General features: G+C 42.4%; 24 protein-coding genes. 5 read left to right on the forward strand and 19 right to left on the reverse strand.

The genetic code is table 11. The features are described from left to right. The 12 genes from AC59JO_RS15705 to AC59JO_RS15760 all read right to left on the reverse strand — a co-directional run bounded on the left by AC59JO_RS15705 (position 1) and on the right by AC59JO_RS15760 (position 10,259). Complete coding sequence (locus tag AC59JO_RS15705) at positions 1-1,782, reverse strand: NRDE family protein (protein ID WP_497306374.1); 1,782 nt, start codon at positions 1,780-1,782, stop codon at positions 1-3. Next, positions 1,770-2,270, reverse strand: a complete 501-nt coding sequence (locus AC59JO_RS15710) for a hypothetical protein (RefSeq protein ID WP_413669770.1) — start codon at positions 2,268-2,270, stop codon at positions 1,770-1,772. The genes AC59JO_RS15705 and AC59JO_RS15710 overlap by 13 nt, the downstream gene beginning before the upstream one ends. Before the next feature lie 31 nt (positions 2,271-2,301). Beyond that, positions 2,302-2,700 (reverse strand): DoxX family protein, encoded by a 399-nt coding sequence (locus AC59JO_RS15715; RefSeq protein ID WP_497306376.1) that lies wholly within the window; start codon positions 2,698-2,700, stop codon positions 2,302-2,304. A 19-nt stretch (positions 2,701-2,719) separates the two neighbouring features. Beyond that, complete coding sequence (locus AC59JO_RS15720; RefSeq protein WP_497306378.1) at positions 2,720-3,400, reverse strand: phosphopantothenoylcysteine decarboxylase domain-containing protein; 681 nt, start codon at positions 3,398-3,400, stop codon at positions 2,720-2,722. Positions 3,401-3,566: 166 nt separating this feature from the next. Then, a complete protein-coding gene (locus tag AC59JO_RS15725) occupies positions 3,567-4,010 on the reverse strand; it encodes a YHS domain-containing (seleno)protein (RefSeq protein ID WP_497306380.1) in 444 nt (147 codons plus the stop codon). Between the two features lie 44 nt (positions 4,011-4,054). Beyond that, entirely contained in the window at positions 4,055-4,525 is a 471-nt protein-coding gene (locus AC59JO_RS15730; RefSeq protein WP_413669766.1) for a YHS domain-containing (seleno)protein, read from the reverse strand. A gap of 426 nt (positions 4,526-4,951) precedes the next feature. Further along, a complete protein-coding gene (locus AC59JO_RS15735) occupies positions 4,952-6,178 on the reverse strand; it encodes an RNA polymerase sigma factor (RefSeq protein ID WP_413669765.1) in 1,227 nt (408 codons plus the stop codon). A gap of 130 nt (positions 6,179-6,308) precedes the next feature. Then, positions 6,309-6,662, reverse strand: a complete 354-nt coding sequence (locus AC59JO_RS15740) for a YciI family protein (protein ID WP_413669764.1) — start codon at positions 6,660-6,662, stop codon at positions 6,309-6,311. A gap of 724 nt (positions 6,663-7,386) precedes the next feature. Beyond that, complete coding sequence (locus tag AC59JO_RS15745) at positions 7,387-8,205, reverse strand: cytidylyltransferase domain-containing protein (protein WP_413669763.1); 819 nt, start codon at positions 8,203-8,205, stop codon at positions 7,387-7,389. Positions 8,206-8,346: 141 nt separating this feature from the next. Continuing rightward, on the reverse strand, positions 8,347-9,063 hold the full coding sequence (locus AC59JO_RS15750; RefSeq protein ID WP_497306384.1) for a DUF4397 domain-containing protein: 717 nt from the start codon (positions 9,061-9,063) through the stop codon (positions 8,347-8,349). Between the two features lie 315 nt (positions 9,064-9,378). Beyond that, a complete protein-coding gene (locus AC59JO_RS15755) occupies positions 9,379-9,651 on the reverse strand; it encodes a hypothetical protein (protein ID WP_413669761.1) in 273 nt (90 codons plus the stop codon). Between the two features lie 11 nt (positions 9,652-9,662). Then, positions 9,663-10,259 carry a sigma-70 family RNA polymerase sigma factor gene (locus AC59JO_RS15760; protein WP_413669760.1) on the reverse strand — a complete coding sequence of 199 codons (597 nt, stop codon included), beginning with the start codon at positions 10,257-10,259 and terminating at the stop codon, positions 9,663-9,665. 259 nt (positions 10,260-10,518) lie between these two features. Between AC59JO_RS15760 and msrB the strand changes: the two genes are divergently transcribed. Next, positions 10,519-11,013, forward strand: a complete 495-nt coding sequence (gene msrB, locus AC59JO_RS15765; RefSeq protein WP_413669759.1) for a peptide-methionine (R)-S-oxide reductase MsrB — start codon at positions 10,519-10,521, stop codon at positions 11,011-11,013. A gap of 24 nt (positions 11,014-11,037) precedes the next feature. Beyond that, entirely contained in the window at positions 11,038-11,706 is a 669-nt protein-coding gene (gene msrA, locus AC59JO_RS15770; RefSeq protein WP_413669758.1) for a peptide-methionine (S)-S-oxide reductase MsrA, read from the forward strand. Between the two features lie 128 nt (positions 11,707-11,834). Here the strand turns inward: msrA and AC59JO_RS15775 are convergent, their stop codons facing one another. From AC59JO_RS15775 to AC59JO_RS15805, 7 genes are all read right to left on the reverse strand, one after another. Further along, the gene (locus AC59JO_RS15775; protein ID WP_413669757.1) at positions 11,835-12,665 is read right to left on the reverse strand and encodes a hypothetical protein; all 831 of its coding nucleotides are present in this window, start codon (positions 12,663-12,665) and stop codon (positions 11,835-11,837) included. Between the two features lie 184 nt (positions 12,666-12,849). Continuing rightward, positions 12,850-13,803: a bifunctional helix-turn-helix transcriptional regulator/GNAT family N-acetyltransferase gene (locus AC59JO_RS15780; protein ID WP_413669756.1), complete on the reverse strand. Its 954-nt coding sequence runs from the start codon at positions 13,801-13,803 to the stop codon at positions 12,850-12,852. A 157-nt stretch (positions 13,804-13,960) separates the two neighbouring features. After that, entirely contained in the window at positions 13,961-16,516 is a 2,556-nt protein-coding gene (locus AC59JO_RS15785; protein WP_413669755.1) for a phosphocholine-specific phospholipase C, read from the reverse strand. A gap of 146 nt (positions 16,517-16,662) precedes the next feature. Next, on the reverse strand, positions 16,663-17,847 hold the full coding sequence (locus tag AC59JO_RS15790; RefSeq protein WP_413669754.1) for a TIGR03364 family FAD-dependent oxidoreductase: 1,185 nt from the start codon (positions 17,845-17,847) through the stop codon (positions 16,663-16,665). A 50-nt stretch (positions 17,848-17,897) separates the two neighbouring features. Beyond that, positions 17,898-19,241, reverse strand: a complete 1,344-nt coding sequence (locus AC59JO_RS15795) for a DUF5690 family protein (protein WP_413669753.1) — start codon at positions 19,239-19,241, stop codon at positions 17,898-17,900. Positions 19,242-19,245: 4 nt separating this feature from the next. After that, a complete protein-coding gene (locus tag AC59JO_RS15800; protein ID WP_413669752.1) occupies positions 19,246-19,932 on the reverse strand; it encodes an HAD hydrolase-like protein in 687 nt (228 codons plus the stop codon). Between the two features lie 172 nt (positions 19,933-20,104). Next, positions 20,105-20,683 carry a helix-turn-helix domain-containing protein gene (locus AC59JO_RS15805; protein WP_413669751.1) on the reverse strand — a complete coding sequence of 193 codons (579 nt, stop codon included), beginning with the start codon at positions 20,681-20,683 and terminating at the stop codon, positions 20,105-20,107. A gap of 250 nt (positions 20,684-20,933) precedes the next feature. Here AC59JO_RS15805 and AC59JO_RS15810 point away from each other — a divergent pair, with 250 nt between their 5' ends. The 3 genes from AC59JO_RS15810 (at position 20,934) to AC59JO_RS15820 (ending at position 26,619) form a co-directional block, all read left to right on the forward strand. Beyond that, the gene (locus AC59JO_RS15810; RefSeq protein ID WP_413669750.1) at positions 20,934-21,518 is read left to right on the forward strand and encodes a phosphonate degradation HD-domain oxygenase; all 585 of its coding nucleotides are present in this window, start codon (positions 20,934-20,936) and stop codon (positions 21,516-21,518) included. A gap of 178 nt (positions 21,519-21,696) precedes the next feature. Then, the gene (locus tag AC59JO_RS15815) at positions 21,697-24,993 is read left to right on the forward strand and encodes a SusC/RagA family TonB-linked outer membrane protein (RefSeq protein ID WP_413669749.1); all 3,297 of its coding nucleotides are present in this window, start codon (positions 21,697-21,699) and stop codon (positions 24,991-24,993) included. A gap of 18 nt (positions 24,994-25,011) precedes the next feature. Further along, the gene (locus AC59JO_RS15820) at positions 25,012-26,619 is read left to right on the forward strand and encodes a SusD/RagB family nutrient-binding outer membrane lipoprotein (RefSeq protein ID WP_413669748.1); all 1,608 of its coding nucleotides are present in this window, start codon (positions 25,012-25,014) and stop codon (positions 26,617-26,619) included. The last annotated feature ends 67 nt before the right edge of the window (positions 26,620-26,686 follow it).

Here is a 26,686-nt window from a genome sequence, read left to right on the forward strand (position 1 = left end):
TCATGCTACCAGTTTAAAGTATTCGGTGTTATTTTTAAGCATGGTTATGCCTTGTTTGTAAGTCATGTGGTTAATTCCCTTAAGTTGTTTATTAAGTATACTTACCTGGTATAGGATTTTCCAATGCCTGATAATCTCGCCCCAGGCAAAGAATATAGAATGTTTAGGATCGTAAATATGGGTTGGCTCGCTACCCGCCCCGTTCAGTTCTATGATGGAAAGGTTTTTGCCACTGCTTAGCTCGTCCCAGGTATTGTACATTACATCCAGCCGTCCAAAATAAAATCCGGGAATTTCGCGGCACATATTATCTATGGCCTCCGTTAGCTCATCAGTAATAAGGTGACTAAAGTCAATAAACTTAGCGCCGCGCGAATGGTTACCATAAGGTACCAGTATCTTTGACTCGCCGGCAGGCAAAACATGCTTTAATTTATCGCCGTAGGTATTTATTAGCACAGGCAACTGCAGCAGATAACGGGGTTCCTTAACAATAAGCTCCATCATGGTGTGTTTGCCATCCCCGGTGAGGGTTAAAAATTCTTTTCCAACTATGCCGGTTACATGGCCTTTCGCCTCGCCGGGCAGACGGTAATAAAATATGCCTGCCTCGTGGTTGTAGTTAACATATTGCTGCACCAAAAAGTCGACCCTGATCTGTTGTGTGTATTCCAATAATCCGGTTTCGTTATGTACCAGTTTTACCTGTACTCCTCTGCCGCCTATATCGGGCTTGGCAATCAGCGGGTAACTGAACCCTTTTTCTTTTATAGCCAATGTAATCTCGCTAAAGTCTGCACCGGTTTTAAACAGGATGGTTTGGGGATAATATTTTTGAGGGATGAGGTCATAAATACTGGCTTTACTTTCCAACGTGAAGCCTCCATTTTCAATCAACGGGTTGGCCGTACTGAAAAAGAAAAATGATCGTGCCTTTAAACTCAGCCAAAACCAGTAAAACATAATTGGCGCGTATACCATGTTTAATGACCAATATTCCCAATTAAAGAGCTTGATTAAAAAACGTTTCAAACCAAAAAAACGAGGCAGAACAGGGGGCTTGCTATCTTTTTCGGTTATGACAAGATCATTAATATATTTATTACCATCCTTCAAATCATGATAGGTCATGGTGATATTTTGGGGGCTTACGTTAATATTGGTAACGCTTACTGTTTTCATTTTACCGTCCCGGTTTATTACCAGGGCATCGTTATCATCACCTTCGCCGGCGTGATGATGAAAATGCAAAATAGCTTCTGCCGTATCCGGATTGGCCGATTTACGCCAGTTAGTAAACCAGGCGGTCCGCTTAGCTGTAGCAGCTTCATCATATAAAGTAGCAGACGACCAGATGTGCGCATCCCTGCCATCCAGTAATTTGATGTGTTTGCGTTCACTATCCCAACGGCATTCAAATAAGTTGCCTCCGGTATAAAGCACTACGGTGAAAGGTTCAATATTTTCAAGATCACTATTTTGATAAAACAGGTATGGATCTTGGGCATTAATCAGATCCACTAATACCAGTCCGCGGCTAGTTTTATATGATGGCATGACTTTGTGTTTTACAAAGGCTCCATTTAGCAGTACCACGGTATCGCCGTTGTTTTTTGCAGCTATCCAGCTGCCATTGCGGTCGGCATCTTTAGGGTACAATAGGGTGTGGCTGCCATTTTGATATTTGCGCGGTGCTATGGCCTGCCCGCGGTTAACGTTTTCATCGCGATTGGAAGTGAGCTGAAAACCATTTTTTGTGGGGATGTAGGTTACTGTGCACATGCCCTGCGGTACTTAAGTGTTGACGCTGCAACGCCAAATTCGTCGGGGATAACAACATCTGATACAGCGTTCACCCCAATACGGATCAATGCCATGTGATGAACTGTATGTTCCAGGTTATAAACCAGCTCGCGGTAATAGTTAGAAAATACCTGCGTTGAATTTGTCTCGCCTTCACCGTATTCGGCTTGAAGCAACAATTCTTTATCTGGCTTTTGAATCCCGGCCTCTATTTGGCGGATAGTTGTGATGGCAAAATCTTTATCTGCTTCAATGTTTTTGTTGCGGATGCGTTTATCATAGTCAACCATGCCGGTTTCATAGCCTTTGTTCAGCTCAACAAAAAACTCAAGGATATGACGGGTATGCTGGCCAATGCTTGATTGCGATAGCAGTTTTACCGGCTGGGTGTACTGTACAGGACTTAATTCGTCAATTACATATTGTAGTTGCTCCAATAAATTGGAGATAGGTTCTTTCAATTGCATGATGCTAATGATTAGCGGGTTTTTAATTTTGTTAATGAAGGAATGGAATAAGGTTCATTACCTCTTTCCGGAAAATGTAAAGCAGTATGGCCGATGTTGTGAATACAATAGCTGCCAGTATAAAAAGCTGACCGCCATCTCCCTGAACAACAATGCCCAATTTAGTGAGGTGAAAAAATATAGCACCTGCCATCATGCCAACCGCTATTAAAGCTCCGATACCAGTAGTGCGTGGAATAATGATCAGTATGGCTGCTACAAGTTCCATACTGCCAATACCGATGCGCCCCCAGGGCTCCATGCCCAATTTGGTAAATATGTAAACCGACTCGGGCGCAGCAGTAAATTTGAAGAATAAGGTTTGCAGCATAATGATGGCTGCCGTAAGGCGCAGGGCCCAAACCAATATATTGAATTGTGTATAAGTCATGATTGTTGTGTGTTTGAATTTATAAGTGTGCATGGTGTTCTTGTTTTTTGCCCGCTTTGATGGCTGCTGTAACGATATCCGCAGCTACCTCTGCTTTGCTTTTTAGCGGAAAGGCCTGGAACAGGAAATCGCGGTTTATGATGGTGATCTTGTTGGTGTCGTGGCCAAATGTGGCACCCTCGTCCTGCACGGAATTAAGCACCACCAGATCGAGGTTTTTACTGTATAGTTTTTTAAGGGCGTTCTGTTCCTCATCGTTAGTTTCAAGGGCAAAGCCGATTGATACCTGGTCATTACGTTTGATCTTGCCGAATTCAAAGGCGATATCAACGTTTTTAACCATTTGCAGGCTAAATTCATGTGCCGACTTTTTCATTTTTTGAGCATACACTTGTGACGGTTTATAATCGGCCACAGCAGCGGCGAAAACGGTTATTTGAGCTACCGGGAAATATTTTTGGCAGGCCGAATACATTTCATCAGCCGAGTTAACATGAATAACCCTAAGGTTGGTATGAGATAAACTGATGTTTACCGGCCCCGAAACCAAAATCACTTCAAAGCCCTTATCTAAAAAAGCTTGGGCAATGGCATAACCCATTTTGCCCGATGAATGGTTGCTGATGAAACGTACCGGATCAATAGCTTCGCGGGTAGGGCCGGCGGTGATCAGTACTATCGGTTTGTTGGTGGTTTTCATTTTGTGGTGGTGGTTTAAATAGATCTAAAAAAGCGGGCTTGTGCGATTCCTCTTGAGAGGGGGCGGAGGGGTGTGTATCTGCTTTGATAAGCGTACTGAATAAACACACCCCTGCTACCGCTCACTCCTTCGCGCCGCCTCTCATGAGGGGATTTTGTATAGCAGATTACTTTTGTCCCTTCATCTCCGGCCACTTTTCATCGGCTGCTTTAATGAGGTTTGCCTGGTCTTTGGTCCACAGTTCTTTTACCTTATCGTTGTAATTAAAGTAAAGCTTGTCGTTCAGCACAGTCCATGTATTTGCTTGAGTTGGTGCTTTGTGGCCCTGCGAAGTGCCGTAAGCGCAATAACCGCCATACTGGGGTGCATACTTTTCCGGATCGGCTTTAAAAGCTTCAAGGTTTTCGCTGGTGGAGAAAAACCAGGTAGCATCTTTCCATTGGTATTGAAATTTGTCTGACCCTTTTATCGGTTTCGATTCTTTGAAAAATGCAACCGGGTCATACCCTTTAATTGCTTTACCGCCGGGTGCAAATATTTCTGATTGTTGCGCATAAGCCTGAACCGCGGTAACCAATGCAAGTGCCGTGATAATTAAAAAACGTTTCATTTTTGTGATTTTAGATTGATTTATAATTGATTATTGAAGACTTGTTAGCGGACTGTCTTAGCCCAGTTGGCGTCGGCTTTGGCTTTCAGGTTAGCCTCGTCTTTATCCCATGATTTTTTAGTGTTGTTAAAAAACTTGTTGTAAAACAGGTACAGTTTACCATCAAGCAGTTTGAAAGTTTTTGGATCTATCTCCACCTTTTCACCTTTAGCACCCATCGCGTAAGCACACCAGCCTCCGTATTGAGGCTCGTATTTTGCAGGGTTGGTTTTAAATAAATCCCTGTCCTGAGTGGTAGCAAAATGATAGGTTACGCCATTATCGATAAGAGCAATTTCTTTTTTACCCTCAATAGCTTTTTGCTGGCTGAAGTAAGCAACCGGGTCATAACCTTCAATGGCCAGACCGGTGTTATCTAAATTGAATTGTTTTTTGCGAACGTCTGTTTGGCTTTGTGCCGAAGCAATACTTGCAGTAAATACAATAACTAACAGGAGATTGAATAATTTTTTCATGATTGTGTTAATCTTGATGTCTGATTTTTTCCCCTTTGTCGGGACAGATCATCAAACCTTACAGCGAATCAGAAAAAATATTTAAATAAGGAAGTGGGTGGGATTTGTAAGATGGAGGTAAGTTATTTAACTTATTGATTATCAGTATTTATATTGCGGTTGGTTGGCTGCTGTGCGTACACATCTTGTCAATGAATATCAATAAATAAAACCGAATGTCATTTCGACGAACCAGCTTGGGAATGTGCGGATGCAGTGAGGAGAAATCTTATACATCACACTCCATACTTTGCATACGGCTCAATAGGGCGTATAAGATTTCTCTTTCGCTCCACTACTTGGCCCACCCCTGCTCTATCGAAATGACATTTTCTTTTACTTAAAAAGATGTGTACACACAGTAGGTTGGTTGGGGGGAGACTGATATTAATCCTGAAGCTTATCTATTTTACTTTGTATAATGGCAGTATCGGCGAGTGTTTTGATCAACGTTAAGGCTTTTTCAAAGTTTAGTTTTGCCTGCGCGTTATCAATACCTGTGTATAACTCGCCAAGCAAGGTATAGTAAAACTGGTTATTGGTAAGTTGCAGTTTTTCTGCTTCAATAATGGCTTCTTCAGGGCTATTGGCTTTGGCAAGTGCAAAGGTGCGGTTAAGCGCCGCTATTGGTGAGTAAGCAATTTGCAGCAAGCGATTATAAAGTTGCAGTATATTCTCCCATTTTTCTTTTGAATCAGTTTTTTGGGTATGCCAGTAGGCTATGCTGGCTTCTATGTGATATTTTGAGAGTTGTATTCCTGTAGTTGCAAGTTTTAAATGCCAGGCGCCTTTGGTTATAAGTTCCTGGTTCCAGAGGTTGGTATCCTGATCATCGTATAAAACTAACCCGCCGTTTTGATCTGTACGGGCCTCAAATCGTGACGCGTGGAAATACATCAACGAAAGCAATGCGTTAACCTGGGGCTTGTTGGTGCCCTCGTTTTCAATAAGCATGTGGCAAAGGCGCATGGCTTCAAAGCAAAGGTCTTTACGCAAAATTTGGTTATCACTAACCGAATAATATCCCTCGCTAAACAGCAGGTAAATGGTAGTAAGCACGTTTTCCAGCCGGTTGTCAATCTCGGCGGAGCCAGGCATTTCAATCTTTATTTTTTCGTTTCGGATTTTTTCTTTTGCCCTGAACAGACGTTTGTTAATGGTTTCTTTATTGGTAAGAAAAGCTTCGGCTACTTCATCAATTCCGAAACCGCACAGAATCCTTAAAGCGAGCCCGATCTGTGCCTCGGGTGGGATGGCAGGATGACATACGGCAAACATCATCTGCAACTGGCTGTCGCTGATGTTTTGTGGCGAGAGATCTATATCCTGTTCATAACTCTCTGCCGTTTGCATTTCCGGTGATACCTTGCTTTCAAAAATAGTATTACGCTGCAAATGATTTTTTGCCTTGTTTTTGGCTACATTATAAAGCCAGGCGGTAGGGTTAGTTGGGATACCTTTATAACTCCAGGCCTGCGCCGCGGTGAGGAAGGTATCACTGGCAATATCCTCAGCAGTTTCCATCTGATCAAACCCAAAGCGGCGACAAAGTACCGATACTATTTTACGATATTCCGTGCGGAATAAATGGGGGATGATTTCAGGGTTTTGCATGGGGATGACCAAAAATGTCATTGCGAGCGATAGCTTGGCAATCGCGCGTAAGCATGGCCGCTCTGTATAGCATGCGATTGCTTCGTTCCTCGCAATGACATAGATTATAGTTTATTATACTTTGAATTACTTAATGTACTCCGTCATTCTTGGCAACTTTCCGCACTTCAACGGTATTGCCTTCGCCTTGTAATACCGGGCAGCCTTTGGCAAATTCAACGGCTTCCTCAACCGATTCGGCTTTTACAGTGACAAGCCCGCCGATGGTTTCCTTGATTTCGCCGAAGGGGCCGTTGGTTACCACACCGCCATGGCCTACAATTTTGGCATCTGCAAAAGGGAGGCCGGTGCCGCTAACAAATTTATTTTGAGCAGCTATGCCGCCAATCCAGTCCATAGTTTGTTTCATCCAGATTTGGATCTGTTCGGGAGAAGCTACTTTAGTGCCATCCTCGTGCCTGAAAATTAAAACGAATTCGTCCATCTTTTTAAATTTTAAAGGTTAATAAATATATGAATTACACCTTTATATCAAATGAGATCGGAGGAATAGGACAAGGGTTGAATTATTTATTTCGGATTTGGGATGTTCGATTTCGGATTTTTTATCGGGGATTACACCGGCATTTCTTGCGCTCGTTTGCAACGAGTGCTTAACTTGGGTTAGCGTTTATAACGCAACTGGCGATGCAATCGCCAAACCATATTAAGCACTCGTTGCAAACGAGCGCAAGACAGGAAACCTGCCGTGTACCCATAAGTTTTAAATAAAAAGTGTCATTTCGATAGAGCAGGGTAGGCCTGAGTAGGGGAGCGAAAGAGAAATCCTATATGCCCTGTAAAGTCGCTTTACGTAGTTTAGAGCTGGATGTATAAGATTTCTGCTCACCACATCCGCACATTCCCCCAACCGGTTCGTCGAAATGACATCTTCTTTTAATTCATCATAATAATTAAAAGATGTGGGTACGCGGCATGTTGGAAACGAGCGCAAGACAGTGGCTCAGGCACAAGTGAGCATATCCCTCAGCCCGCCACACAACACTTGCGCCAAAAGAGGGCGTTATTTATTTTGGAATTTGTCTGAACCGGGATTTTTAGGATTTGCCGGATTGAAGGATTTTGTCCGAACCTGAATTTTTTGAATTAAGGAATTCATCGAATTTTGCGCTAATTCTGTTAATCTTAAAATTCTGATTCAAACAACCTTACGCCATCGCAAACTCTGGCTTCACTTCGCTCAGGTGTTTGTTGTACCAGTTGGTGCTGTTATAGCGCGCGTTGATTTCGTAAATTGCAGGTTTTAGTTTTAGCAGGTTAATGATGTCCTGGCATGAAAAGCGGTTACAAACCGGGTATAACTCTTTAAATACGCGCTCAATGAAGTAAAAATCTTCGGGGTGGTCAAGCGCAAAACGATGCGACATGGAATAATCCAGCCCGGTTTCCCAGGTTACATTGCCTATGTTAAAGATGAGCGGGTTTTCGTATATATATGGTGAAGTATGCTCCAAATCATAAGGGCGACCGGCATTTTCCCAGGCTTGTTTAAGGCAGGCCATGGTCATTACTTCTACATCATTGCCATCGGGGTAAGTAGCCGGATATAGGTTGCTCACATAGTCGAACTTTTGCCTGTTGCTGAAAAAGTATTCGAGCACTTTGTCGATGATCCGCGGATCGATCAGCGGGCAGTCGGCAGGGATTTTGACAACCACATCGACATTAAATAATTTTGCTGCCTGGTAATGCCTGTCCAATAAGTTGCCAAGGCTGCCACGATAACACTGAACGTTAAGGTTTTCAGCCTCTTTTGCAATAACATCATCTTCTGCGTCTTCAGAAGTGGCGATAACAATGCTGGCCTGATGCTGGATCATACCTATCCGCTCTACCATGCGCGCTAACAAACTTTTACCTGATATGGGCAGCATTACCTTGCCATATAAACGACTTGATGCCATGCGGGCCGGCACTACCATCACTACGCGCTCATCCATCTTTTCCGGAAATTTGAGGTTTATCAAAAAAACATTAACGGGTTAAATGTATAATGGCAAGGTTTAGATATGGCGAAGTTTATATTATGAAATTGTTAACCCTTTGACTGCCTGAATAAAATAAAACCCGGCACAAAGGCCGGGTCTTACAACATAGGTATAGGTTATTTAATAATAGAAAACGTTGGTTTGAATATCTGCACTTAGTTTTTTGTCGTCGGTAGCTGCTTTAATACCCTGTAGCCATACGGTATATATCGAACCTGCACGAAGGTTAACATTGGTAAGGCTGGCTAAAACTGTTGTGGTACCTTTTTGACGGATATTAAGTGTATAGGTAACATTGCCCTTAATGGTCACGAAATCAGATACCTGTTTGTAAGCTTTATTTGAGGCCAAAACACTGTCTTTTGAAGTAACGAGGTCAACCGTACCAGCATCGGCGCTTAAGTTTGCCAAACGGATGTTGGCCATCCCGGAAGCCGGCTGAACGATAGAATCGGCAACAAAAATTACATCGCGTTTGCCTGCTGTGTTGGCCAGGTAAACAGAATAAAGTTTTTTGGCTGTAAGATCAATGGTATCGGCTGCAACTTTTTGCTTTGTGCCCGAAACGTAAAAGGTTGCTGTTCTTTTGCCTGGGTAGGCATTAACATAATCTATACCATGGCCATAACGAATTGGGAAAGTATTAGCCCTGTTGGGCTCAAGATAAAAATCAATCGGTTCAGAATCGGGAGAGGCATTGATAACCGAAACGAGCGCCACCGGCGGCTGAACATAGTTGTTATGGTCCTTTAAACACGAGCTAAGTGTTGCTGCCAGCAAACACACCATCCCGATAATGCCTGCCCGCCTTGTTAATTTTTGCTGAACTGTTTTCATAAACTAAAATATTGGTAGTAAACTGATATTTTAACTTTACGTAATCAGCAGGCATTACGCTACTTGGGGTCGAAAATTTTAACCCGGGGTGCTATTTAGCGTTAATACGTTGGGGATTTGGTTTTAGTATGCGAAGCATGCGGGTTTCAATTGTAAAAAAATAGTGAATAAATTTATCTGCAATCATGGTTCGGGGATGTTTATACCATGGGTATAGTACCGCCGGTTAAATAGGCGGCCCAGACAAAATGGCGACTGCTTTTTTGAAGCGTCATTATAATGAACCGGTTGAAGTATAAGTTTTATCTATAGGTTTTACTTTTCCAGTTGCTCGTCAATCAGGTGCTGCAGCTCGTTTTTAAATTTGTCGTCCAGTTTAATGTTTTCGTCGATGGGCTGGTGAAACATGTTTTTAATCATGCGGTTTATAGCGGTGCTTTGTTGCTGAAATACCCTGCAAACATGACAACCCGCCAGGTGGATTTTTAGTTCCAGTTTTTCGCGAAGTGTGATCTCGCCTATATCCTGCTTCTCAATCAAATAGGTCGCTTTTTTACAGTTATAGGCTATTTTAGTTAATTCGTCCATATTCAATCAGTTTAAATCCAGTTTTTTTGAAGGCATTCTCTCAGGCTTAGTTTGGCGCGGTGAATAATTATCCAAAAGTTAGAAGATGATATCCGCAAATCGTTGCAAATTGTATCTGCAGGTTCATCGTCAAGATGTTTCATGGTAAAAACGGAGAGCCATAATGAGGGCAGCTTTCTCAGGCATTTTTGCAGTACGAGTTGAAACTCTTTGCTTTCGAACTGATCTGCTTGTTCAATACCAAATTCCACCGGCCTGTGGTCTGGTTTCCAGTTATGGACATCCGGTTCAAAAAAATCGTCTGTTTCGCATTCGGCAAATGTTACGCCCGGATCTTTAACAAAGGCCGATGCTTTTTTACGATAAACATCAATTATCTTGTTTTTTAAAATAGCGGTGAGCCATGTACGCTCGGTACTTTTACCTTCAAATTTTTGAAGCCGTTCAAGGGCCGCCAAAAAAGTTTCCTGTACCAGGTCGCGGGCTAATTCTTCATCGCTGATACGGGTGAGGGCATATTTATAAAGATAGTCGGCATAACGGGCTACCCAAACATGCGGATCCGTGTTGTTTTCAAGGTTGATATTGGTGCTGTTTTGGCTTTGCATAAATCAATGTGGTGGTAATGGTTTGCGTAGAAGTTTATAACCCATATTATATTGTTGTTTTGATTTGTGCTTTAGTCGGGCAGGGAGGGGAATCCTTACAAGGTTTTCTTATTTTTTCTGAACCTGGGCTTAGTGAAAGGAAATGCTTAGAAGATTCGTTAATATTCAATATTCCGTTTAAACTGAATGAAGACAATTAAATGACAGAATAACGTACACTTTACTGTAAGGTTCTTCGTATATCTACGACTAAGGGGGTATGAAAAAGATAAATTTGTTTGTAATACCATTGATATTATTGGCCTTTAATGCGTGTAGCCAAAGTGCTCCGCACGCCGATAAAACTGTTGATACAAAGACGTATCCCGATGCCAAACCAGCCAGTTACTGGAAGCAGGTGTTAACCCCCGAAGCTTATGAAATATTGGTAAACAAGGGAACGGAACAACCTTATCATAACCCTTATTGGAATAACCACGAAAAAGGGATATATGTAAGTGCAGCTACCGGTAAACCCTTATTTAGTTCGGACGCTAAATTTGAATCTGGCACAGGCTGGCCAAGTTTTTTTAAACCTATAGACCCAAAAGCTATTAAAATTGTTAAAGATACATCGTACGGAATGGTGCGTGAAGAGGTTGTTGAAGCCAGTACGGGTTTGCACCTTGGCCATGTTTTTAATGACGGCCCGGCACCTACAGGTAAGCGTTATTGCATGGATTCATACGCTTTCAAGTTTGTTCCGGCTAAATAATTAAACTATTTAATTTAAATCATCATGTTAACAAAAAAATTGAATGTATGCCTGCTTGGCTTGCTGGTGTTATTTGGCTGCGCCGACGCACAAACAGGAGGTAGCGGCTTTGCAAGCCTGCCTGCTCCAAAGGCAGGCGAAAAGGTGGCCACCTTTGCCGGTGGTTGCTTCTGGAGCCTTTCTGAAGGTTTATATGAGCTGAAAGGTGTTAATAAAGTAGTGGCCGGATACTCGGGCGGCACAACTAAAAATCCAACGTACGAGGATGTTTGCGGTAAAAATACCGGCCATGCCGAATCGGTACAAGTGTATTATAACCCCGCCGAAATAAGCTATGCCGCATTGGCCGAAGCTTTCTTTTATGCACATGACCCCACGACTGTTGACAGGCAGGGACCCGATGTGGGCGATGACTACCGCTCTGCAGCTTTTTACCGCACACCTGAAGAAAAGAAAACCCTGGAAAGTGTAATAGCTAAAGTTAATGCCAGTCATCATTACAGCAGTCCGATTGTTACACAGGTTGTTCCTTTTAAAATATTATATCCTGCCGAGAATTATCACCAGGGATATTACCGCCTGCATATGGATAACCCATATATCAGCCACGTTTCGGTACCTAAGGTATTGAAGCTGCGTAAGGCCATGAACAGCCTGCTAAAACCAGAGTTTCAGCATAAAGGTCCGAGTTAAGGGTAAGTGCTCATCATATATGTATAATCCAGACTTACGAAGTTTTTAAAACTTCGTAAGTCTTCAATCGCTTTGTCATTCTCCTTCGTAGTCCAAAGGATTTCCAAACGAAATGTTAAAATCTAACCTTATACCTTTTTAAAGCCCATGATTCTGAAGTTGCTTACCAGCACTTTCGATCCGTTTTTGTATTGCATTGGGGCGCTTACGTAGAGGTTTTTAGCCGTTGTTGGCATGAATGCCATAGTATCGGCCAGTTTGGTTTGATCAAGATATACCACCATGCGGTCGCCGTCAACAACTAATGATACGTGCATTTTACGGTTGGTAAATGTGGTTAAATCAAATGTACTGTTGAGGTATTTGCTCAGGAATTCGCTATCTACAGATACATCGTCATTATTATAATATTTAAGTTGCACATAAGCACCCCCGCTGCTGATATAGTCGCGGATGCTGTTATCCGTCACAAAACCGAAAGTAACCGGATAGATATCACTAATTTTATCGGCAACAGCCAGGATATCAAACTCTACAGTAAAATGTTTTGGGTAAAAAAGCTGTTTGGTGAATTTGTAAGTCGCGTTGTCTGCCAGGGCCAGCCATTTGCCGCTTTCGCCCCCGGCAGAAACAATAGTAGCTGATCCATTGGTTTTAAATGTTTTGGCCGAAGAGCCGACAGATACATTTGAAAAGTCTTCGGCAAATAATACAGTATCTCCCGGAACAAAATCAAACCCGGTATTGATAATTATTTTATTACTCTTAGGTGCCCCGGAGGTTGACGATGAAGACGAAGAAGATGATGATGAGGTTTTTTTGTCAAAAGCATCACTGGCTTTTTGGGCTGCTTTATCTTTAGCTTTTTGTAACAGGCTTCCGAATTGTGCATTGGCGTTAAGGCCCGTGATTAAACCAGCCGCGGTTAACAGACTGAACAGGAATTTTTTATGCTTCATATAGATATAGTGTTTAAGTTTCAATTGCAATAAACAAAGAATAGTATAAACTGTTTGTTAATTTTATTCACAATTGTTATACAATAGTTAATATATCTGTTAATGAAGACAATAATATCCTGTAGTTATAAACTACAGGTATAGTCGCCCGAAGTCAGGAGATTTCGGGCATAATATTGGCTGTTTATTTTAGCTCAAGTTCCATTTGGATATTGGCGCGCTCGTATGGCGAAGGCCTGCCCGCTATTTTTACAAAGCCCAGTTTATGATACAGGCTGATAGCCGGTTTTAAAATGGTATTACTTTCCAGGTATAGCTTGTGACCGCCAAGGACTTTTGCCTTTTCAATAATGGCCCGTCCCAATAAAAAACCTATGTTTTTTCCCTGGGCCTTTGGCGATACCGCCATTTTAGCAAGCTCATAATCATAATCCGGGTCGTTCATTTTTAACAATGCGCATACACCAACCGGCTCGTCGTTATAAAGGGCAACTAATATAAAGCCCCCATTGTTAATGATATAACTATCCGCATTATCAAGTGCCTTGTAGTCGGCTTCTTCCATTTTAAAGTATTTGGAGATCCACTCCTCATTTAATGCTTTAAAGGCCGCGTTATAGCGTGGCTCATAAGGTACTATCTGTACTTTATTGCTCTCCCGCATCTTTTGATGTTCCTGTACTCTGCGCAACAATGATTTTTGTTCCAGCAGATATTCCCATTCTTCAATGGCTTTCCACAAGTCGTGGTTTGCCTGCGATAAAAGTTCTTCAACCGCACCGGTGACATCGGCATATTGATCCTGGATTTTTGCCCCTGCTTCGCGCCCTTTGGCAGATAAGCTTACCATATTGCGCCTGCCGTCAGTTTTATCCTTTTTTTCAACAACAAAATCATTCTTCACCATTTCAGCAATGATCTTGCTTACAGATGGGTGGGAGTGCCCTATCTCTTTGGCTATTGAGGTAATTGTAAACTCGCCGCCCTCCTGCAATACATAAAAAACAGGGAACCATTTTGGCTGAAAATCTATATCATATAGTTTGTAGATGCGTGCAGCATCTTCTGTCATGGTTTCGGTAAGCATTCGCAGGCGGCTACCTATGGCCATTTTTCCTACTTTGTTAAAGAATTCCATATTATATGTAATTAATTATGTAACTGATTACGCAATATATAATGTTGTTTCTAAAGCCGCAAGCGGCTCAATGTCATATTCAATTCATAAAACAAAATGCAGATAAAGAAAAAGCCGGACTGGATAGCCCGGCTTTCGCATGATGTGGTGTTAAATATTATGCTAATGTTTTCCCCATTAAAGGATCGCTGAAGCTTGATTTGCCAGTTTCCACACGGCCAGCAAAGCGTTTTGTGAATTTTTCAAATCCTTCAACCTTCGTGCTGAAATCATACCAGCCATGGGTTTTGCTCAAGTTTAACGCTATTATTGTGCTGGCGCCTGCTTTTACGGAAACTTTATGATCGCCGGTTTTATAACCATGATCAGCTACCGCGACGGTCTGCGCTTTGTTGGTATGGTTAGTGATCTTTAAGCTCACATTCCCTGTTAATTTACCGGCAGCCTGCTCATATTCGCAAGCAACATCAACCAGTGGATCGGCAGCATTACCCTGATATTCACGGAAAAAGCCGTTAGGGCCATAGGTACGCAGGTGGTATTCGCTGTTTTCAAATTCATGCAGCGGCCATACATCAGTTAAAGTATCACCGGCTTTAGCTGTGTAAGCCCAGGTACGCAGGTCTTCCATTTTCTGCGGATCATTCATCGTAGCATACTTGCCCGGGGCATATACGTTGAATGGCGAACCTAATGCCTTAGCGCCAAATGCCTTATTACTTGCAGTAAATTTAATTTCAAACGATTTTTTATCCGCACTTAATTTACCGTCTGCATAAAGCTGGTAAGGCAGGGCCGATGATGGTTTGATGCCTTTTTCCTGCTGCGGCATATATACTGATGAATGCGGGTCTTTATTGATCTGCGCAATTTCATCGGCAGTAAGCAGTTTATAGTCTGAAGGGAGTTTCTTAAACTGGGCTTTGTGGATGCTTTCTAAAAATGCTTCTCTGGCAACAAATTCAGGGTTTTCGATCTTTTCGCCATTGTACGGACGGAAAACACTCGAAAGATCACCGCAAACCGTACGGCGCCACTCGCTGATATTGGGTTCGGTTACTTTTTTGCCGGTTTTATGCGTTAAAAAGTTTTCTAAAAATTGCAGTGTCGAGGTATGATCAAACACTTCGGAGTTAACCCAGCCGCCGCGGCTCCATGGCGAAGCAATTACCAGCGGCACACGGAAGCCTAAGCCTATCGGGCTTTCGCGGTCAAACACTTCGGGGAAGTTTTTGCGGGCTTTTTCCTGCTCTAAGGTTACAAATTCAACACTCGGGTCAATTCCCTCAGATACCTTACCCGTACCCGGCTTATGCGGATTGGGTGCGGTAAACGGAGGAATGTGATCAAAATAACCGTCATTTTCATCGTAAGCTAAAATGAAAACTGTCTTTTTCCAAACATCAGGATTTTGTGTAAGGATGTCCAGTACTTCAGATACATACCATGCACCATACCAGGCCGAACTTGGGTGATCGGAAAAATGCTCAGGGGCCGACAGCCAGCTTACAGTTGGTAACTGGCCTCCTTTTACATCGGCACGGAACTGATGCAACACGTCGCCTTTGGGTACTAATACTTCGCGCTCGGTACCTTCATCATTATATTTCAGCGGACTTAAAGTGCGGTAGTGCGGATCATTGGTATTAGTTACAAAACCTTTTTGGTGCAGGTTTTTTTCGCGTTGCGAAAGACTGGCAAACTTGTTTGGATCAAGGCTTGCCATATCTTTTTTGGTGTTCTCCAGGTCGCGCTGTTTTTGTTTAAGCTGTTTCTGCAGGTGATCAATATGGGCATCGCCGGCAGGCAAAGCAGCAATTTGTTTTTCAACGGTTGCTATTTCATCAGGCAAATCAGTTGATTTTTTTTGCAGATGGGCTATGTGCTTGTCGTACAGTTTAATATTATATTGGCCAAAAAACTCCAGCGGGTTATCCTGGAAATTGGATAACCAGGGATCTTCTTCGCCCTGTAAACCAGTATCAATGGCAATTTCGTTCTGGTAATGTTTCCACGATATGTTATGGTCTTCCAAACGCTCGGGGAAAGTAGCCCAGTTCAGGGTGCCATAGTCCATGTCATCGTTCCAAACGTGCGCAAGCGAGTTTTCATGCTGCTCGGCACGGATGGTACCGCTCCAGAAATATAACCTGTTGGGGTTGGTACCTGTTAATGACGAGCAAAAGTTTTGATCGCAAACGGTGAATGCATCTGCCAAAGCATAGTAAAATGGAATATCCTCACGGTTGTGGAAACCCATGGTTAAAGGCATGTTTGAATACTCTTTAATGCTGTTGCGTTTAACGTTAAGCCACTGATCAAACTTACCGTCGTTACGGGCATTCACCTGGTTGGCCCATGAATGCGGCAACGAGCTCATCCAGGTTGCTTTGGTATTTTTAATATCAAGGTGAAAAGGAGCATAGGTTTCGCCTTTTTTGTTTGATTGCAGCCAAACCTTGTTTTTGTTTGGCAGATCAATAGCGCGCGGGTCGTTGTAACCACGTACTCCTTTAAGCATGCCATAGGTATGGTCGAACGAGCGGTTTTCCTGCATCAGGATCACAATATGCTCAGCATCCAGGTAGGTACTGCCCGGAGCCGGGTTAATGGCCATTGCTTTTTGAATAGATTCGGGTAAAATGCTGGCGAGACCGGCCGCTCCGGTTAATAAGGCTGCTTTTTTAAGAAAATCTCTCCTTGAATCAGACATGTTTATTTTGTTTAGTTCATGGCCTATGGATGATAGATCATGGTTGTTTTTAGTTTTTATGTATGGCGACAGCCAATTTAACATGGTTGTTTTTAAATCTTCAGGATTTATGGTTGATTTTTTAAAAATCAATGATCTATGAACCATCAACCATGAACTACCCCGTCTTTCCGCTGCGAAATAACCTGCTCACATAATCCAAATGATAATGTCATTCCATTGCCGCCAAGACCATTAATGAGCAGTACACCAGGTTCAATGTCCACTACAAGTTCGGATGCGCCGTTGGTCATTTTAGGGTAGATGCCGTGCCATGACTGAAGCATTTTCCAGTCCTTAAAATTGGCGAATGTATGTAAGTATTCGATTATTAAATTATTAATAAATTCTTTGTCGAATGGATCATGAACCAAACCATATTCGTGCGAATCGCCGATGGTAAGTTCGCCGCTGCCATTTTGTGATACCATCACATGGATACCCCATTTCAGGTGTGTTGCATACTGTTCTTCATAGCGCTTGCGCAAGGCGGGCAATGAAGCTGCGGCCTGGAAACCGGGGTAATGGATCATGGATAAACCACCGCATAATGAAGGGCCGATGCGCCATTCATCTGGCTGGGTTACCAAACGCATCATTTGGAGCTTACATTTGGTGATCTGGGTTTGCGCGAATAGTTCGGGATAAAGCGTCTCAAAATCGGCACCGCTGCAAACATAGATCTCATCAGCTGCCCAGCTTTGGGTACCTGAACTAACTTTTGGATGTTCTATGCGGCTGATGGCAGTATTCCAGTGAAATTCAACGCCAAATTTTTCGGCAAGATAAGCAGCTACCTGACCTATTGCCACGCGCGATTCGACAATCATTTCTTCGCCGCTCCATAGTGCACCTTTTAAACCATCGGTATTGATTGCCGGTGATTTTGAAATAGCCTCGCCGGGAGTTAACACGGCGCAATCACGGTGTTTTTTATTTACATCTACATACTCTTCAATCACCTGCAGTTCATCATCATGATAAGCCAGGTGTAATGAACCTACTTCATTGTGCCAAATGTTAGCTTCAGTGCAAACTGTTTTCCAGATGCTTTTTGACAGCATGGCGCGCTCAAACATTGGCCCGGTGGCCTGGCCTATAGGCCATACCATACCAAAATTACGGATGGAAGCGCCTACCGCGCGTTCATTACGTTCAAACACGGTTACCTTATAGCCGCGAACGGCTAAAGCGCGGGCAGTAGCCAAACCTACTATACCTGCGCCTATAATTATAGCAGTGCCCCCCTGCCCCCTGAAGGTGGAGTTTTTTGAGTTATTATTTTCGCTCATTATATTATTCATTAGGTCATTGTTCATTCGTCAATTTTTTGACTTCGAACTCATGGCTGCGGACTTATCGTCTGAAAATTTATCTGTTCATCCGTGACTTCTTCGGTATTCAATTTTTTTTTATCGCGTGCAGCGCTTTGTAAAAAGTAAATGAGCGATAAGGATCCGCAGATAGCACCAACCAGTGCTACGATCATTACACCTTCCTGGAAAAATGCGCCCCAGCTTATTGACGGCCGGCCCAGTTCCTTTACCAATAAAACGCTAACACTGCCCAGGTATCCCATCGAATCGGCGATGTACATGATAAAGCCTACGTTGCTTTTATAATGGAACGAGGCTATCATCCGTTCAAAAAATATGGCGTTGTAAGGTACATAGCCCATATACAGCCCAAGGCCTACGCAGGTCATCCATAAGGTTGGCCCCATCATTTTAAGGGTAAACATGATGGTTGATATGCCTACCAGTACACAACCGGCAATGATCATTAAATGGATAATACTGAAAGCACGCAGATTTTTGCGCACCAGGATGAGCAAGCTCATTGCTACCAATACCACCAGCGAAATTTTAATATCGGTAGTAGTGAAAATGCTGTTATCCTTTATGCCCAGGCTGGCCCAGATCTCTACCTCGAAATTATCGCGCACATCACGCATAATGGTGAGCAGTACATAAACAATAAGGGTGAGGATGATGCCGGGTAAAAAACGGATGACGAACTGCTTACGTTCGGCGGCATTCATCGGAGTGCGTTCCGAACGCAAGTGTTTATCTTCTGCTGTAGGTGCGGGGATGAGCTCCATACAGCCCACAAAAAATAATAACGGCAATGCAAATACTGCCCCCGTTAAAAAAGGCATGTAATATTCATTTACATGAAAGCTGCTTATTAAAGTACGCCCTGTTGTTTTTACAAAACCAGATGCAAAAATGAGGCTGATGGACAATACCGATGCCATGAACTCGGTTGAGCGCCTGCCTTCCAGGTAACCAAAAACCAGGCCCCAGATAAGCCCCAGTGGGAAACCGTTGATAAAAAGGAAGGCGATATTCCACGGTGCAGGCACAAAAGCAAAGGCAAGCAGGGCTGCCCAGGCAATGCCAATTAATACTAAAATATAGCGTGCACGGGTTTTGCTGTTTACTTCGGCTATGAATTTGATGCCGTAAAATTTGCTGCTCATATAGCCGATAACCTGGGCTATAACCAACCAAACTTTATAATCAACATGAAAGTATTCGTGACCTGTGAAAGTTGCCGCCGCGAAAGCCTTACGAAAAGCATACATGGATGTATACGTCCCGAAGGCCGAAACCGCTGCCAAAACTGAAATCAGTGCATAAGGCCATTGGGCTACTTTTGCACGTAAACTTTCAATCAGCCTCATTTACTTATTGATTTATGATGTCAACTACCAGTGCAATATCGTCAATAATATGGGTAGGATTATAGGTTTCCAGCTCGGCGCGAGTGAAAATTCCTGTAGTTACGCCTATGGAATATTTGCAGCCAGTGTTTTGCCCTTCGCGTACGTCAACCTCGGTATCACCTACTTTTGCAACTTCAAGTGCATCGGTTATGCCGGCTTCTTCCATCATTTTCCGGATCATGAAAGGGTGCGGGCGACCAAGTTCTACCTCGTCTGATCCCACAACGTAATCGATCAGGCCTTTCTCATGCCATTGCAGGCGGTTTACAATGGTATCGGCAATATCGCGCGAAAAGCCGGTATTGATACCAACTTTTACACCCTGTTCATGCAGTTTGGTAAATGTTTCTTCTACGTTTGGCAACGGTTCAATGCCCGGCTCAAACTGGTAAAAGTTTATCATTTGCTGTACAAATTCTTTATGTATGGTAGTTACCAGTTCGTCGGTAATAACTGATTGATCGGCTTCATGTTCGGCAAGCATTTTGCGGATAGCGAGGGTTTTCTCATAACCCATCAGCGGATCTATTTTCTCCAACTCAACTTCGTAACCAGACTTTTGCATAGCAGCCCTGAAAGCTTTGCTAACCTCATGATCGTCTTTAACCGTAGTGCCGGCTATGTCAAATACCACTAATTTTATGCTCATAATAACAAATATAATTGTTTAGCAATACTAAACTTTTTTTATTAAAATTAAACTAAATTAGTGTTAAGGTTTGGTTAAGGTGGTTGAGAAGATAAAATAATTTGAATATTTATTTGATTTGAAAATTTGAAAATGATTTGTGCATTTTCAAATTCGGTACTTTTCAAATGATCTATTTCTTTTCTTCAAAAAAATAGATTACCAGCATACTGGCCGTTGTATCTCCCATGTTTTTTGGGGTATGAGGAATGCGGCCGTCAAAAAGCATACTATCGCCCTGGTTAAGGGTTATGGTATCATCATTAAACTGGTAGGCTATCTGGCCCGACAATATGTATTTATATTCAAATGCTTCGGTTTCAACAAGGGGACGGGAAGCATCAGGTTCAAGCTCCAATATTACTATATCAACCGTGCTTTGGCTTATTGATTGTGTAAATATGCGTTGGTAATGAAAACCATCGGCATGTTCTTTTTCAAAGTGATCATATTCATGTTTGCGCTTTACTAAAACCGGTGGATGGTTGCTTTTTGAGCGCATATCTTTAAAAAACTCATTTAGGTCTATCTCCAGTGCTTTAATAATATCTATCAGTACAATGAGCGACGGAATGGTGCGGCTGTTTTCAATTTGTGATATCAGGCCTTTACTTACATTGGCCCTTACTGCAAGTTCCTGTACGGTTATATTTTTTTCGCGGCGGCGTTCTTTTATCCGGTTACTGATCTGTATCAGTATATCTTCTTCCATTATATATCTTTTTATGCAGTGTTCGCTGCGCAAAGTAATTAATACGGGTAGTTATCCAAAATGATTTTTTTGTTACGCTAATGCGGATGTTTTCTTTTTACGAACAATAGCTGCTTGGGTTTTAACGGGAAAAAGCTGAATGTTGATGTTAACAAAATTTTAAATGTATATGCATGCTACTATAATTCATAAACAATTAATATTTTAATAACCTGCATCCTGTTTATTTGCACCTAAAAATTTAAAAAGTATGGCACCATCTCAATATAATCCGAAAGCTGTGGTTGATGAAGTATTTTCGTTGTACGAAAAATTTGGCGATGCCGATTATATAGGAGAGCCTGTTTCTCAGCTGGAACATATGTCGCAGGCGGCGGCTTTAGCCCAGGCCGAAGGTTATGATGATGAAGTGGTGCTTGCCGCTTTTTTTCATGACATTGGTCACCTTTGTGCCGATGCTGAAGAAGCCGGGAGCATGGACGGTATGGGCAATGTTGATCACGAGCGCCTGGGTGCCGACTACCTGTTGGAGCGTGGATTTTCTGAAAGGGTTGCCAACCTGGTACAGGGCCACGTAATTGCCAAAAGATATCTTACCTATAAATACCCCGAATATTATAACCGCCTTTCGGATGCCAGTAAAGCTACCCTTGAATTTCAGGGAGGTGTGATGACTGCCGAAGAAGCCGCCGAGTTTGAACTAAACCAGGACGCCGAACTTATTATCAGGTTACGCTACTGGGATGACATGGCAAAAGAAATGCATGTGCCCGTAAATAATGTTGATCATTTAAAAGCAATGGCCCTTGCACACCTGCAACTGGTAAATGAGTAATGTTCATATTAAGTTTTTGTGATTAATATATAACCCGTTTGTTACAAAAATCGCCTGCTTAACACTGGGTGAACATCAAGTTAAGTATAGCTTAATACTAAGTTGGTTTACTAATAATAAACAAAGTTTAGTATTGCTGTATGAAAAACTTAAATATTTCACCCTTAAACTTTAGCAGATGAACAAGATTTACCAGAGATTAAGAACCGTAATAACGGTTTTATTATTTTGCGTAGCTCCATCTATTTTATTCGGACAAACCAAAATAAGCGGTACTGTTACCGATGACAAGCACTTGCCACTGCCAGGCGTAAGTGTAAAAATCAAAGAACAAAATAAAGGCACAGTTACTGATATTGACGGTCGTTACAGTATTACTGCAACCGCAGGTCAAACCATTGTTTACTCGTTTGTTGGTTATGCCCCGGTTTACGTGGTGGTTGACAATAAAACAACCGTGAATGTAATCATGATTGGCGACAGCAAAGCACTGAACGAAGTTGTTGTAACCGCGTTGGGTGTTAAGAAAGAGACCCGCCGCATCGGTTACTCAACACAATCAGTAAATGGTGCCGATGTTACCCTGGCCCGCGACCCTAACCCTATTACAGGTTTAACAGGTAAGGTAGCCGGTTTATCTGTAGGCCCATCGGCCGAGTTATTAGGTAACCCGTCTGTGTTGATCAGGGGTAACTCAGTTACATTATATGTAGTTGACGGTTTTCCTATTAATACGGATACCTATAACATCAGCCCAGATGACATCGAAACTTACACAGTGTTAAAAGGCCCGTCGGCAGCTGCACTATATGGTAGCCGCGCACAAAACGGTGCGATTTTGATCACGACCAAAAAAGGCGAGAAAAACAAGAGGGGCCTTACTGTTGATATTAATAGCAGTACGGTTATGAATACCGGTTTCCTTGCATTCCCGCGTACACAAAACACATTTGGCCCGGGCGAAAACACTTTTTATACCTTCGTAGATGGTAAAGGTGGTGCACCAGGTGGTGTGGATAGCGATTACGACGTTTGGGGCCCGTATTTTGCCGGACAGTTAATACCGCAGTATGATAGCCCGGTTGTTAATGGCGTACGCCAGGGTACTCCGTGGGTTGCGCGTGGTAAAGACAACCTGAAAAACTTTTTGAAAACCGGTTACCAAACCAACAATAACGTTTCCTTAGGTTCTGTTGGCGAAACTTATGTAACCCGTTTCTCAGTTTCACAACAACATCAAACCAGCTATATCCCTTCTCAATATCTTGATATAGCGAATGCTAACTTCTACGGTCAGTTCACTCCGTCAAAACGTTGGAAGTTTGAAGCAAACGTTGATTTCAACAGGCAATCAACTGATAACTTTCCAGATGTACAATACGGCCCTAACAGTATCATCTACAACATTTCTGTATGGACCGGCGCCGATTGGAACATCAACGCACCGGATATTAAAGCTATCTGGCAGCCAGGTAAAGAAGGCGTACAATCGGTATTTGCTGAATACACCCGTTACCATAACCCTTATTTGTTAACTCAAAAATGGACCCGTGGCCATTATAAAAATGACGTTTACGGTTACTTGTCAGGTAACTTCAAGATCAACGATAACTTAAACGTTACTTTACGTTCGCAAATTGATACTTATAACATCCTGCGTACTGAAGATTTGCCGTTCTCGGCCCACCCTTACGGCCGTGAAGGTAACCAGGGCGATTATCGTGAAGACCGCCGTAACCTGTTTGATAACAACACCGAGTTATTTGTTAACTATAACTATACTATCAAAAACTTCGTGAACTTATCAGGTTTAGTTGGTTCAAACCTGCGTAGCTTTAACTACAACTCAAGCTGGACTTCAACAGATTATTTGAATGTACCTGAAGTTTATGCTTTCAGCAACTCAAAAAATGCTGTACAGTCAACCAACTTCTCATCACAGGAGCGTGTATTAAGCGGTTACTACTCAATTGATGCTACATTTGGTAAATATGCTACCTTATCAAGCACCGGCCGTATCGATAAATCATCGGCTTTCCAAAACGTAACTACTTATTACTATCCAAGTGTATCGGCAGCTACTGTGATCTCTGATTACGTTAAACTGCCAGAGGTTATCTCATTCTTAAAAGCAAGGGCATCATACTCAACTGTAAAAGCTGATGCTTCAAGCGCAACAATTGGTCCTGCTCCATTTAACGCTATTTCGGTTTATGGCGGTTCAACAACTACCAGCAGCCCTAATTCAAATCCGTTATTCTTAAATCCGCTTGGTTACGGCAGCACTTATAATTCACCTTATAATGGTCCGAGCTATCAGCTTAACCCATTCTACTTAACCAGCAAGCCATATAACAGCCAGCCGGCGGCTTCTGCATCTGACTTTTTGTATCAGCCAAACATCAAAACCTCAACCCGTGTTAACTACGAAGAAGGTTTTGATATTAAATTCCTGCAAAACCGTTTAGGTTTATCGGCAACAACTTTCCAGTATATCGACGGTCCGCAGATTTTGGCTAACTCTATTTCAACTGCTACCGGTTATACAACCTTATACCTGAATGCTTTAAAAACCAAGAAAACCGGTTACGAGTTTTCATTGGAAGGCACCCCAATCAAGAACCTTGGTGGTTTTGGCTGGAATGTGTTGCTTAATGTAGCTACCTTTAAAGATGTTTATGAAGAATTGCCTCCGGGTCAACAGAGTTACAAAACCTTCTTCAAAAAAGGAGACCGTACCGATAAACTATATGGTACTGCTTTTGCAAGAACACCTCAGGGCCAAATCATCAATGATGCCGCCGGTAAACCGCTAGCATTACCTGTTGCCCAGTATTTAGGTAACGAAAACGCTAAGTACCAGTGGAGCTTCGCTAACAAACTGCACTACAAAAACATCAATTTCGGTTTCCAGTTTGACGGATCAGTTGGTGGTGTGATCATTGATTACATGCACAACAAAACCATGCGTGGTGGTGCAAACATCGAAACTGCAACAGGTGCTTTGGGTGATGCCCGTTATAAAGACTGGCAAAACTTTGGTAAAGCAGGCTATAACGGCAGCTATGTAGGCCAGGGTGTAACTGTATCAAACGGTGCGGCTATAAACTATGACCCAGCTACCGGTAAAATTATTAACTACGGTGCTTTGCAATATGCTCCTAACGGCAAAACAGTATTGGTTCAGGATTATGTAAGTAAATATTACAATGTTGATGAGTCAAACCTGATGAGCAAAACCTTCTCAAAACTTCGTGAAGTAACAGTTGGTTATGATTTTCCTAAAGCATGGCTTGATAAATCATTCATCAAAAAGGCTTCGGTATCAGTTTACGGCCGTAACCTTTTATACTTCTACGGAGACAAACGCTTCAAGGATGTGGATTTAGATCAGTATAACTATGCTACTTCTTCAACTGTATTGCAGTCACCTACAGTACGTAGCTATGGTTTTAACTTAAATGTATCATTCTAACCAAACCGAAAGACGATCATGAAAAAGATATTAAAAGCTCTTGTATTACCCGCACTTGCACTTGCAACCACCACTGGCTGTAAGAAAAGTTTTGAGGATCTTACAAAAAACACTAATGTACCAAGTACAGTACCGGCTTCGCTGTTATTCAATGGTATCCTTAACAAAATGGCAGATCTGCCGCAATCAGAAAACGAGATTTACGGCCAGTACTACCTTTATAACTATGACTACTACGGCAACAACCGTTATGACGGTTTTGCAAGTGGTGGCGACAATTATTATAACGCATTAAAAAACGTTATTGTGATGGAGCAGCGCGCCGCAGCAACCGGTGGTTCAGCTGTAAACCCTTACGAAGCTGTGGGTAAATTTTTCAGAGCTTATTTCTTTAGCAAAATGAGCCTTGAAGAAGGTGATATCCCAATGACTGATGCATTAAAAGGTTTGGATAACCTTACTCCAAAATATGATGCACAGAAAGATGTGATGGTACAGTGTTTAGCATGGCTTGAATCGGCAAATGCTGATATGAGCACTTTGATAGCTAACCCATCGGCCGGCGGTACCGGTGTTGGTGCTGCTTTATCAAATGACATTTATTTAGGTAACGACCTTGCAAGGTGGCAAAAAGTTGTAAATACTTTCAGGGTAAGGTTGCTTATTGAGTTAAGCAAAAAAACAGCTGATATTGATGTTAAAGCCCAGTTTGCCAACATCATTGGTAACCCCGCCAAATATCCGTTGATGGCCAGCAATGATGATAACCTGCAATATACTTTTGTTGCTCCAAGTAACTATTATCCTCAAAACCCCGACAACTTTGGTCAGAACGGTTCAAGGCAAAATACTTCGGCTACTTACATCAGCTTGCTTACACAGCTACAGGATCCGCGTGTTTTTGTAACCGCCGAACCTGCCCGTTATAATGTTGATGAACTGAAACAAAGCCCAACTGCATTTTCTTCATTCATTGGTGCCGATCCTGGTTTAGACCTTGGTGTGATGTACAATAATGCTACACTGCAGAAATATTCATTCCTGAACAGGAAACGTTATTACTCAACCTATGTTGGTGAACCAAGCATCCAGATTGGTTATCCTGAGCTTATGTTCAACATAGCCGAAGGCTTAAACCTTGGCTGGGCAACTGGCAATGCAGAAACCTATTACACTAAAGGTATCCAGGCTTCATTCCAGGCTTATTCAATTCCTGTTGGTAAAGCAGCATTTACTGCTTATTTCTACAAACCAACCGGTTCTGATGCAAGCCCCGCAAAACCAACTAACTACGAAACTTATACTATTAATGTTGATTGGGATGCTTACTATGCTCAGGCTGGTGTAAAATATGTAACCGGCGCTACTGGTTTAACCCAGATCCTGCAACAAAAATATCTTGCTATGTTCCGTCACTCTGGTTTAGAGGCTTATTTCAACTACCGTCGTACAGGTGTGCCAACCTTTACTACCGGTCCGGGTACAGGTAATAGTAGTCGTATCCCTAAACGTTTTGAATATCCTCAATCAGAGCGTACTGTTAACGCTACTAATTACAACGCTGCATTAACCGCTCAGTTTGGCGGCAGCGATGATATTAATGGTGTTATGTGGTTGCTTAAATAACCTTAGTTTATACGTTTTAATTAATCTGCATAAAGGCCCCGCTAATCTGGGGCCTTTATCATTAAAT

The organism is Mucilaginibacter sp. A5337, from assembly GCF_059690695.1.

What these genes read in the sequence shown, in the direction of transcription:
- AC59JO_RS15705 (WP_497306374.1), bottom strand. Translation starts at nt 1,782, where the DNA reads ATGTGCACAGTAACCTACATCCCCACAAAAAATGGTTTTCAGCTCACT.
- AC59JO_RS15710 (WP_413669770.1), bottom strand. Translation starts at nt 2,270, where the DNA reads ATGCAATTGAAAGAACCTATCTCCAATTTATTGGAGCAACTACAATAT.
- AC59JO_RS15715 (WP_497306376.1), bottom strand. Translation starts at nt 2,700, where the DNA reads ATGACTTATACACAATTCAATATATTGGTTTGGGCCCTGCGCCTTACG.
- AC59JO_RS15720 (WP_497306378.1), bottom strand. Translation starts at nt 3,400, where the DNA reads ATGAAAACCACCAACAAACCGATAGTACTGATCACCGCCGGCCCTACC.
- AC59JO_RS15725 (WP_497306380.1), bottom strand. Translation starts at nt 4,010, where the DNA reads ATGAAACGTTTTTTAATTATCACGGCACTTGCATTGGTTACCGCGGTT.
- AC59JO_RS15730 (WP_413669766.1), bottom strand. Translation starts at nt 4,525, where the DNA reads ATGAAAAAATTATTCAATCTCCTGTTAGTTATTGTATTTACTGCAAGT.
- AC59JO_RS15735 (WP_413669765.1), bottom strand. Translation starts at nt 6,178, where the DNA reads ATGCAAAACCCTGAAATCATCCCCCATTTATTCCGCACGGAATATCGT.
- AC59JO_RS15740 (WP_413669764.1), bottom strand. Translation starts at nt 6,662, where the DNA reads ATGGACGAATTCGTTTTAATTTTCAGGCACGAGGATGGCACTAAAGTA.
- AC59JO_RS15750 (WP_497306384.1), bottom strand. Translation starts at nt 9,063, where the DNA reads ATGAAAACAGTTCAGCAAAAATTAACAAGGCGGGCAGGCATTATCGGG.
- AC59JO_RS15755 (WP_413669761.1), bottom strand. Translation starts at nt 9,651, where the DNA reads ATGGACGAATTAACTAAAATAGCCTATAACTGTAAAAAAGCGACCTAT.
- AC59JO_RS15760 (WP_413669760.1), bottom strand. Translation starts at nt 10,259, where the DNA reads ATGCAAAGCCAAAACAGCACCAATATCAACCTTGAAAACAACACGGAT.
- msrB (WP_413669759.1), top strand. Translation starts at nt 10,519, where the DNA reads ATGAAAAAGATAAATTTGTTTGTAATACCATTGATATTATTGGCCTTT.
- msrA (WP_413669758.1), top strand. Translation starts at nt 11,038, where the DNA reads ATGTTAACAAAAAAATTGAATGTATGCCTGCTTGGCTTGCTGGTGTTA.
- AC59JO_RS15775 (WP_413669757.1), bottom strand. Translation starts at nt 12,665, where the DNA reads ATGAAGCATAAAAAATTCCTGTTCAGTCTGTTAACCGCGGCTGGTTTA.
- AC59JO_RS15780 (WP_413669756.1), bottom strand. Translation starts at nt 13,803, where the DNA reads ATGGAATTCTTTAACAAAGTAGGAAAAATGGCCATAGGTAGCCGCCTG.
- AC59JO_RS15785 (WP_413669755.1), bottom strand. Translation starts at nt 16,516, where the DNA reads ATGTCTGATTCAAGGAGAGATTTTCTTAAAAAAGCAGCCTTATTAACC.
- AC59JO_RS15790 (WP_413669754.1), bottom strand. Translation starts at nt 17,847, where the DNA reads ATGAGCGAAAATAATAACTCAAAAAACTCCACCTTCAGGGGGCAGGGG.
- AC59JO_RS15795 (WP_413669753.1), bottom strand. Translation starts at nt 19,241, where the DNA reads ATGAGGCTGATTGAAAGTTTACGTGCAAAAGTAGCCCAATGGCCTTAT.
- AC59JO_RS15800 (WP_413669752.1), bottom strand. Translation starts at nt 19,932, where the DNA reads ATGAGCATAAAATTAGTGGTATTTGACATAGCCGGCACTACGGTTAAA.
- AC59JO_RS15805 (WP_413669751.1), bottom strand. Translation starts at nt 20,683, where the DNA reads ATGGAAGAAGATATACTGATACAGATCAGTAACCGGATAAAAGAACGC.
- AC59JO_RS15810 (WP_413669750.1), top strand. Translation starts at nt 20,934, where the DNA reads ATGGCACCATCTCAATATAATCCGAAAGCTGTGGTTGATGAAGTATTT.
- AC59JO_RS15815 (WP_413669749.1), top strand. Translation starts at nt 21,697, where the DNA reads ATGAACAAGATTTACCAGAGATTAAGAACCGTAATAACGGTTTTATTA.
- AC59JO_RS15820 (WP_413669748.1), top strand. Translation starts at nt 25,012, where the DNA reads ATGAAAAAGATATTAAAAGCTCTTGTATTACCCGCACTTGCACTTGCA.